Origin of the sequence: Plesiomonas sp. (assembly GCF_051650925.1) — a bacterium.
Lineage (GTDB): Bacteria > Pseudomonadota > Gammaproteobacteria > Enterobacterales > CAMTGL01 > Plesiomonas.
On the sequence record NZ_JBOFRH010000057.1, the window covers coordinates 1 to 6,299 of the forward strand.

Annotated in this window: 4 protein-coding genes; 3 read left to right on the forward strand and 1 reads right to left on the reverse strand. The window is 46.1% G+C overall.

The annotated features are described in order from the left end of the window. Positions 1-131 precede the first annotated feature (131 nt). Positions 132-2,144, reverse strand: a complete 2,013-nt coding sequence (locus tag ACRC27_RS01475; protein ID WP_438638988.1) for a DUF2813 domain-containing protein — start codon at positions 2,142-2,144, stop codon at positions 132-134. Between the two features lie 220 nt (positions 2,145-2,364). Between ACRC27_RS01475 and ACRC27_RS01480 the strand changes: the two genes are divergently transcribed. The 3 genes from ACRC27_RS01480 (at position 2,365) to hcr (ending at position 6,241) form a co-directional block, all read left to right on the forward strand. Further along, positions 2,365-3,264, forward strand: coding sequence for a lysine exporter LysO family protein (locus tag ACRC27_RS01480; protein ID WP_438624100.1), 900 nt, complete (start codon positions 2,365-2,367; stop codon positions 3,262-3,264). Between the two features lie 119 nt (positions 3,265-3,383). Continuing rightward, positions 3,384-5,039 carry a hydroxylamine reductase gene (hcp, locus tag ACRC27_RS01485; protein WP_438623987.1) on the forward strand — a complete coding sequence of 552 codons (1,656 nt, stop codon included), beginning with the start codon at positions 3,384-3,386 and terminating at the stop codon, positions 5,037-5,039. 125 nt (positions 5,040-5,164) lie between these two features. After that, the gene (gene hcr / locus ACRC27_RS01490) at positions 5,165-6,241 is read left to right on the forward strand and encodes an NADH oxidoreductase (RefSeq protein WP_438638990.1); all 1,077 of its coding nucleotides are present in this window, start codon (positions 5,165-5,167) and stop codon (positions 6,239-6,241) included. The last annotated feature ends 58 nt before the right edge of the window (positions 6,242-6,299 follow it).

Sequence of the window (6,299 nt, forward strand, 5' to 3'; positions counted from 1 at the left end):
CTAATATTTTCCAGCCGTTTTTGACCGTATTTCTGGCAACATTTCCTGCACGATTACACGGTCAAATATAGCCGGATATTGAGTGCCCCATCGGGCACTCAATAATGCAAATAACCCTATGTAAAACGTATCTACCCTGCCCGCCCACGAGCTAGCCACACCACCTTTGAAAACATTTGACGCAGTAACTTCGGTATAGATTCGGTTCCCATCCGTTCGGCCTCTTCGACTATTGCCAATGCCATATCCGGTTTGGATGTGCGATGAATAGCTTTATCAATTACCCGCCGCGGCGATAGTGGGATATTTTCAGGCAACCGTGCCACTTGATAATAGACATGCGCAAAACCGGCATGGAACAGATACAACTCCATATCAGCAACCGGTAAAAATGTCAGATTTTCACGCTCTGAACTGGTCAGGCTTTCATTTTTACTCTTTTTATCGCTATTTAACTCATGGTTATTTGCCGGATAAGGGGTAAACGGATTACGCGATGACGATGTTCGCAAAAAACCGCGTACAGTCGCGGCATATTTCTTACCGGCATCATCACCGTCGGTCAGTACATGCCACTCAATGCCCATGGCATTGGCAAACTTGATCAGCGGTTTAAGGCCGCACTGTGCAAACTCAATAATTTTGATCCCTTCCGATTGCAGATGATAACCGGCTAGCCGCGCCAGCTCGGTCAGCAACCAGACTTCCGTCTCGCCTTCAACCAGTAACCAGCAACGCGAAAAAAGTGATGATGCACGGTTTAAACGGATGTGAAACGCAATCCGACGGCTGTCTTCGCGGCTAAGCATTGAGGGCAAAATACGGTAGGCAGAGACTCGACTCGAATGGCGGACCAAACGGCAGACGCGGTCTACCGGCACGTACGACAACAATTCACCTGAGTTGGTGGTTGTCAGCCGCTGTAGCGGTAATTCCGAGAGCAGCCCCCATGCCACCGAGAGCATAATCGGGTGCAGACGGGTTTCTGGGTCTTCTACAATCAAGAGCGGTTTGGCGTTTGGATCGAGTGATTCAATGCCTTTAGCATGCAAAATGCTCGCAAACATCCCCAAAAGTAGCAGGCGGATGGTACGGTTCTCAGGGCGCTGTGCCAATCCCCGTAAAATATCAAGGGATTGCCATGAGTTGTGCAGCGTCAAGTCAGGGCTTCTGCGCCGCCTTGCCACTGTAGGTGATGTGCTGTGTTCGGTAAAGTAGTGCTCAAGAAGCTGGCGAGCAGCATCCAACCCTTCACGGATCTCTTTATTGGTAATACGCTGCGGGTTATCTTGCAGGTTGTGGGTCAGTTTATCTGACAGCGTTTTATAAATATGCTGTGAGAGTTCACCCGAGATATCAAAGGGGTGTGCGGCGTGCTCTGCATCCCCCATAAAGTTGTTTGCTTGCTGATCTGTTTGATGATCAGTGTGAAACACTGAGATGGCGGCGTTTTCATTTTTATTTGCGATTACCCCCTCAGGCGGCACGGTTTTAGACTCAATAAAATCAGTGTGTATCTGCCGTGATCGCCGCTGTAAAAGATAGCGGCGCGCCCTATCGTAACGCGACAAAGGTCGAGTTCTCTGCCTGTCAGTATGCTTCTGCGTATTGGGTGGCGTAGGCTCAGACTTGGCTTTTTGGTTACGCACTAGCCGCGCATCACGCAAGCGTAATACCGGATGTAACCGGATCAGCTGGTGGATTAACGGTTCAATATTGCCAAGGTGTAACGGCCTGCCCTGCTCATCAATAAAGTTACGCCATGTGGATACCGAGCCATCATCACACCACTCACCCTCTAGCCGAAAATGCAGCCGCTGTAATTTATCATTACGCGGGCTCACCCATGCCGCTTGAAAAGGTGCATAGTGCGCCTGCTGCCAGTGTCCTGATGTCAACTCGCGAAAGGTGAAAACAATATGCAGGTGCCGCTCTTTTGCCTGCTCTTCACCGGGAGGATGATAAAAATCACTCGCTTTAAAACGATACAAGGTGTCTGCTGGAGCGAGCAGCAAACTTAACGCATCCAGCAGGCTTGATTTTCCCCAGGCATTTTCGCCGATTAAAACGGTGTTCTCATCCAGCAAAAGTGACAGTCGGTTAATGCCACGAAATCCAACAATTTCAATGCGTTCGAGAAACATTTCTCATCCTCGTGAAGGCGTTATCTTGTAAGAGAGTTACCCCCGCAGCGGTATGTGGTCAAGTGATTTACATCGGCGGTTGGTTTTACTTCACAATGTTAACAATCTCTTTTTTTATTTTATGGATACGTTATCTCAGACACATTTCTTTACAGCCTTCTGGCTTTGCGCTAGCGTGTGAATATCCCCCCTGTCGCTCTGCTGGTTTTAAGGAAAAATGATGTATTCCGGCCTGTTAATTGTGATTGTTCCTCTGCTTATTGGTTATCTGTTTCCGCTTCGCCAACCGGCACTAACGCCATGGATAGGTAAATTATGTGGCTGGATGGTCTATGTTATTTTAGGGTTAATGGGTATCACCCTCTCTTATTTAGATAACCTTTCTGCAAATTTGCAACACATCGTGCTGAATGCACTGGTCTTTTTCGGCTGTATTAATCTGCTAAACCTTATTGCTTTATATGTGGTGGATAAATGCTGGCCGTGGCAGGTTACGTTACATCAACAGGTATTGCCTTCACGCCTGAAAATGGCTGCCGACTCACTGCAATTGCTGGGCGTTGTATTTGTTGGGTTTGCTGTAGGTTGGGTAACACAACCTTGGTCTGTGTATGCGGGAAAAGCCAGTGAATATGCGCTGATTTTTTTACTGTGGTTAATTGGTATTCAGTTGCGTAATAGCAATATGCCGTTGCGACAAATTTTGCTCAACCGCCGCGGAATGCTGATTGCCGTGGTTGTACTGATCAGTTCCCTGCTTGGCGGGCTGATTGCAGCATTACTGTTGGGGCTGCCTCTCAATAAAGGGTTGGCCATTGCGTCAGGGTTCGGCTGGTATTCACTTTCTGGCATTATGCTAACCGATGCGCTCGGGCCGGTACTCGGCAGTGCGGCATTTTTCAATGACTTACTCCGTGAGCTGGTGGCGATTATGATTATTCCGCTGCTGGTACGCCGCTATAGCATGTCGGCAGTAGGTATTGGTGGTGCAACGGCAATGGATTTTACTCTGCCGGTGATCCAAAAGTCAGGCAGTGTACAGCTTGTGCCCGCAGCCATTGTCAGTGGCTTTATTCTTAGCCTCAGCGCACCGGTCTTTATGGCGCTGTTTGCACTCTGATTATTGATCTGCATCAAGACAGAATGAAATCGCATTAAGTTGCATTTGAAATGCTTGTTTATGAGTTCTATGATGATTCTATAACAAGCATATAAAATATAACTTAATGCGAGGCTTCAATGTATTGTGTTCAATGTGAGCAAACTATTCGTACTCCTGTCGGTAACGGCTGTTCTTACGCGCAAGGTATGTGTGGCAAAACCTCAGAAACCTCTGACTTGCAAGATTTGCTGGTTGCAGTGCTTGAAGGGTTGTCGGCATGGGCGGTAACGGCGCGTAGCTATGGCATTATTGACGCTGATGTCGATGCGTTTGTGCCAAAAGCGTTTTTTGCAACACTGACCAATGTTAACTTTGATTCAGCCCGCATTGTTGAGTATACCCAACAGGCTATTACGCTGCGTGAAGCACTGGCCACACAGTGTAGACTACACAATGCCGAGGCTCATGTTGCCCTTCCAGTTGCTCATATCCAACTGTCTGATTTGGCCATTCCTGCGTTAACCCTGCAAGCGGCTGAATATGCGCTGAACAAAGATAAAGCTGAAGTGGGTGATGATATTCATGGCCTGCGTATGCTTTGTCTGTATGGCTTGAAAGGTGCAGCAGCGTATTTAGAGCATGCCCGCGTTTTAGAGCAGCAACGTGCTGATGTGTATGCAACATTCCACGGTTTTATGGCATGGCTGGGTACTAACCCAAGTGATATGCAAACCCTGCTCGACAATGCAATGGCTATCGGCCTGATGAACTTTGATGTTATGGCGATGCTTGATACGGGTGAAACCGGTTTATACGGCAACCCTGTGCCAACAAGTGTCAATGTACGGGCAGTCAAAGGTAAAGCGATTTTAATTTCCGGACATGATCTTAAAGACCTCAAAGCGCTGTTAGAGCAAACCGAAGGTACGGGTATTAATATCTATACTAACGGGGAGATGCTGCCTGCTCACGGTTATCCTGAACTGAAAAAATATCCGCATCTGGTCGGTAACTACGGCAGTGCATGGCAAAACCAGCAAGAGGAATTTGCCCGCTTCCCAGGGCCTGTCGTGATGACATCTAACTGCATCATTGACCCGAATGTTGGCAATTATGCTGACCGGATCTGGACACGCAGCATTGTTGGCTGGCCAAATGTTAAACATCTTGAAGGTGAAGATTTCTCTGCAGTGATTGCCCAAGCGCAGGAGATGGCTGGCTTCCCGCATACTGAAATCGATGAGATGATCACGGTAGGTTTTGGCCGTGAAACGCTGCTCGGTGCAGCGGATACAGTGATTGATATGGTGGCAAACAAACAACTGCGCCACGTATTTTTAGTGGGTGGGTGTGATGGCAGCCGTGGTGAGCGCCACTATTTCACCGATTTTGCCCGTGAGATCCCTGAAGACTGCTTAATCATGACGCTGGCCTGTGGTAAATATCGTTTTAATAAATTTGATTTTGGTACAATTGGCGCATTACCACGCTTGCTTGATGTCGGTCAGTGTAATGATGCTTATTCAGCCATTATGTTGGCTGTTAATTTAGCGGAAAAGCTCAATTGTGGCATTAATGATTTACCGTTAACGCTGGTGCTTTCTTGGTTTGAACAAAAAGCCATTGTTATTTTATTAACATTGCTGGCTCTGGGCGTAAAAGATATTTATACCGGCCCTACTGCACCTGCATTTTTAACTGATAATGTGCTCGCAATATTAAATGAAAAGTTTGGTATGCGCTCTATTACTACTGTAGCTGAAGATATGAAGTCTATTCTATCGCCTGCATAACCTCTCACCATCTGTAATAAATATAGGCACATGTTTTTGCATGTGCTTATTCATTTCATATTATTGCTATTATTTATTCAGTCTAATTCTTCAGATTCATTATTCAGCTTACAGTGAGTATCACTATGATGACTTCCGCCACGCTTTGCCACAATGCAATGTATGTTCATGCTTTACATCAAGAAACGGCGGATGTTTTTACGCTGATATTACGCCCAGCCAAGCCTTATTCTTATTTGGCTGGCCAGTATGCCTTTGTGAATATCGGTAATAATCAGCCAGAAAACAAGCCGGGCAATCTCCCCGTTGTACGTGCATATACAATATCTTCATCACCCAATGTGAGTGAATATATCAGTATTACTGTACGGCAAATTCCCAATGGCGTTGGTTCTCAGTGGTTAACAACTCAGGTTAAGGTTGGCGATACATTGTGGTTAAGTGATGCTCAAGGGGATTTTACTTGTGCTACACATGCTGATAATAAACAATATCTGATGCTTGCTGCCGGTTGTGGGATAACCCCCATTATGTCTATGACACGCTGGTTAATGCATCAGCGTAAAAATACGCATGTCACTGTTATTTATAATGCACACAGTGTTGACGATGTTATCTTCGCCCAAGAGTGGCAACAACTTGCAGCATCGCACCCGAAAACATTATCGTTACATATTATGGCGAAACAACCCCACCACCCTGCACCACTCAATGGCCGGTTATCATTTGATATGTTAAAGCAACTTGTGCCTGATGCAGAAAAATATACGGTGATGAGTTGCGGACCAGAGTCTTATATGGCGTTATCCAAAACAGTGACAGAACAATTGGGTGTCAAACAAAGTGAGTTTTATCAAGAGTCATTTTTCAATGCTAAAGACAATAATCTTACAACAGAAAAAAGTGCTGTAATAGAAAACACCGCAACGGGCTCTGTTAATACAATGGCGAAGTTACATATTCGCGGGCTACAACGCGATATCCATGTTCCAGTAGGTACAACATTACTGGCAGCACTAGAGCAACATGATGTCCCCGTTTTTGCCGCCTGCCGTGCCGGTGTATGTGGCTCATGCAAAGTGCAGGTTATCAGTGGTGATACCGAATCATCTAGCCAGATGACGCTAAGTGCAGACGAGATTGCTTCTGGCTATGTGTTAGCATGTAGCTGCACCATTAAAGCTGATCTTGAATTAGCCTAATAACGGCTCTTAGTTTTGTTCTTAATGAGTAATCATTGAAGATTTAATATCTGTAAAA